This is a genomic window from Endozoicomonas sp. ONNA2, assembly GCF_024606365.1.
Lineage (GTDB): Bacteria > Pseudomonadota > Gammaproteobacteria > Pseudomonadales > Endozoicomonadaceae > Endozoicomonas.
In genome coordinates this window covers 1-3,400 of the sequence record NZ_JAHHPO010000419.1, presented here as the reverse complement: position 1 = coordinate 3,400, position 3,400 = coordinate 1, and the positions used below count along the sequence as shown (strand labels likewise).

At 53.2% G+C, this 3,400-nt stretch carries 1 protein-coding gene; it reads left to right on the top strand.

Going from position 1 to position 3,400, the window contains the following annotated elements:
• Positions 1-132 precede the first annotated feature (132 nt).
• Positions 133-2,925: an ankyrin repeat domain-containing protein gene (locus tag KDK14_RS07545; RefSeq protein ID WP_257264456.1), complete on the top strand. Its 2,793-nt coding sequence runs from the start codon at positions 133-135 to the stop codon at positions 2,923-2,925.
• Positions 2,926-3,400: the final 475 nt, after the last annotated feature.

Genomic DNA, 3,400 nt, shown 5'->3' with positions numbered 1-3,400 from the left:
CGTCTGTAGCAATGTCGAAGTTATTTCAGGACAGCTCCTTAGCCAAAAAAACTTTATAGCCATAAAACTGAACTATCGATTTTTTTTTGCGTCTAATCTGTATCACTTACTTAATAACATGGAGGTTTACTAATGAATGCCATTGATCCCCCCCCTCTCCCCATGGACATCGACGTAACGTCGAAGGCGAACATCTGTTCTGCCTGTTTCGTTAAGTTCCACGGCCGCGATGTGGCGGCGGTGGACCTCAAACAGGAATGTCAAACCCGCTGTGGCCACCACTTTCATCTGGCCTGTCTTACAAGGCTATTTCTTTATAAGCCCATAGGCTCACGCAGCTGCTGGTGCGGAGAGGACCCGTTCCCTGTGTTGGATATGAAAACCGGTGAATCTCACCTGGACCAGTTTTTCCCCGACCAGGTGTTTTCAATTGCCTGCTTGAATGGAAATTTGAAGCAGGTGAAACAGTCACTTGCAGAAGGAGTCAATGTCAATGCCGCTATGAAGGATAATTACACTGCCTTGATAATGGCATCCTTTATGGGGTACACAGACGTCGCCAAATACCTGATTAAACGCGGGGCAGATGTTAACGCTGCCCAAGCCTCTAGTAGGTCCACTCCGCTGCACTTCGCTGCCAATGACAATAAAACCGATATTGTGAAACTCCTGCTCAAGAAAGGGGCGGATATCGACGCCCGGAATGAGAGTGGCACCACACCGCTGCACCTTGCAGTGGGCAATATCGACTGCGTGAAACACCTGATCAAAGCCGGGGCGAATGTCAACATACTCAATGTGTTTGGCAACACCCCGCTGCACTTCGCTGCCCGAAAAAATAACATCGATATTGTGAAACTCCTGCTCAAGGAAGGGGCGGAGTTCGACGCCCGGAATAAGATTGACTACACCCCGCTGCACTTCGCTGCCCGTGAAAACAACACCGACATTGTGAAACTCCTGCTCAAAAACGAGGCGGATCTCAACGCCCGGAATAAGGATGGCGAGACCCCGCTGTACCTCGCAGCCAAGATGGGCAATACCGATGGCATGAAATGCCTGCTCGACAAAGGGGCGGATATCGACGCCCGGGATAACGATGGCAAAACCCCGCTGTTCAGTGCAACCCTGGAGGGCAATACCAACTGCGTGCAACTCCTGCTCGAGAGAGGGGCGGATCCCGACGCCCGGGATAACACTGGCGCCACCCCGCTGTTCGGTGCAATCCGGAGGGGCAAAACCGACAGCATGAAACTCCTGATCCACAAAGGGGCGGATCTCGACGCTGCCATGCCCCATGGCACCACCCCACTGCACATCGCAGTCCAGGAAAATAATATCGAGGGCGTGAAATGCCTGATCAACGCCGGGGCGAGTCTCAACGCCCAGACCCGGGATCGCGGCACCCCGCTGTTCTCCGCTGTCCAGGGCAATAAAACCGACATTGTGGAACTCTTGCTCGACAATGGGGTGGATCCCTCCACTGCCCGGGACGATGGCACCACCCCACTGGAGATGGCAGTCCTGAAAAATAATATTGACTGCGTGAAACGCCTGATCAAAGCCGGGGCCAATGCCAACACTCCCGCTATGTGTGGCGCCACCCCGCTGCACTACGCTGCCCAAAAAAATAACACCGATAGTGTTAAACTCCTGCTTGAGAGAGGCGCGAATCTCAACGCCCGGAATAAGGAAGGCACCACCCCGCTGTTCAAGGCAATCGATAAGGGCAACACCAACTTCGTGCAATTCCTGCTCGACGAAGGGGCGGATCCCCGTGCCCGGAATATGTACGGCGTCACCCCGCTGCACTTCGCTGCCGGAGAAAATAACACCGACATGGTGAAACTCCTGATCGACAGGGGCGCAAATCCCGACGCTATCATGCCCGATGGTAAGACCCCACTGTCCATCGCAACCAAGCTGGGCAATAAGGACTGCGAGAAAGTGCTGAGCAACGCCGTGGCGGAAAAAGAGGCGGCGAAGGCCGATGCCAGTCCTGTTTGTCCCGTTGATTTCCATGGCCGCGATGTGGCGGCTGTGGACGCCGAAACCCCATGTCGAACCAAATGTGGCCACTACTTCAATCTGGACTGTCTTTCGAAGCATTTTGTTGAACAGCCCATCGACTCACGCCGCTGCATGGTGTGCTGGCAAAAACCCATGCCTGTGGTGGATAAGAAAACCGGTAAACCTTACTCAGATGAATTTTTCCCCGACAAGGTGTTCTTAAGTGCGTGCTGTAAAGGGGACTTGGATCAGGTGCAGAAGTCATTGGCAAAAGGAGTCTATATTAACGCCGTTATGACTGATGATCTCACTGCCTTGATGTTCGCATCCGCTGGCGGGAACGAGGCAGTCGTCGAATGTCTGCTCAACGCCGGGGCGCAGGTCAACGCAGTCCGGACCCGTGATGGCGCCACCCCGCTGATTATTGCTGCCCAGAAAAATAACAACCCTGCCGTTGTGGAACGCCTGCTCAACGCCGGGGCGAAGCTCAATGCCGCCAATTCCCCGGGTGCCACACCGCTGTTTCTGGCCGCCTTTAACAATCACGTCGACAACCTGAAAGTCCTGATCCATGCTGAGGCGGATCTTAACGCCCGGACCAAGGATGGCTTCACCCCTTTGCTAATCGCTATCAGGGAAGATAATACCGACTGCGCGATAACCCTTATTGAAGATGGAGCAGATGTCAACGCCGCCTTGCCGAATGGCTTCAGCCCTTTGCTGGTGGCGGTCCGGAAAAATAACAACACAATCGTGGAACGCCTGCTCAAAGCCGGGGCGGATCCCAACGCCGCCTTGCCGGATGGCACCACCCCACTGGCCATGGCAACCAGGCTGGGGCATACCTTATGCGAGAATTTCCTGACCACCTATCACGAGGCAAGGCAGGAAACAGTGGCAATGCAGGAAAGATAAAAAGGTATTAGGTTATCCATAGTGAAGTACCACCACAGGCCGGTGGGCGCAAAAAATCAGGATCAGGTCTTTCATTGTGCATAACAATTGCCGTTTATGGTGATGAAAAAAGAGATTCGCACCATCTAAGATCTGACCTCAGCTTTTACTCTTTGTGACTTAATTCAAGAATCCGAGTAGAAGAGGCCGTTACCGACCTCAACCCTCACAGACCCGGACGTGCCCAATTAAGGCATCCGGTTCCTCATAGTGACCGACTCGCTATCTGAACTATGTCAGATACTCTTCCAACGAACTTCATTGCTGGCACGGCTATCTGCTTCTGTTACGTTGACATAACTCTAGGTTTCAAAGCACCCTCATGTTTCCCACAAGCAGTTCAATCACTATGATGTCCCCTTTCCTCGTCCGGGTCCTCCTGAGCAGAGTTCCCCGTTGTCATCAGTACTATGGGAAACCAAGACTTCCAGTACCT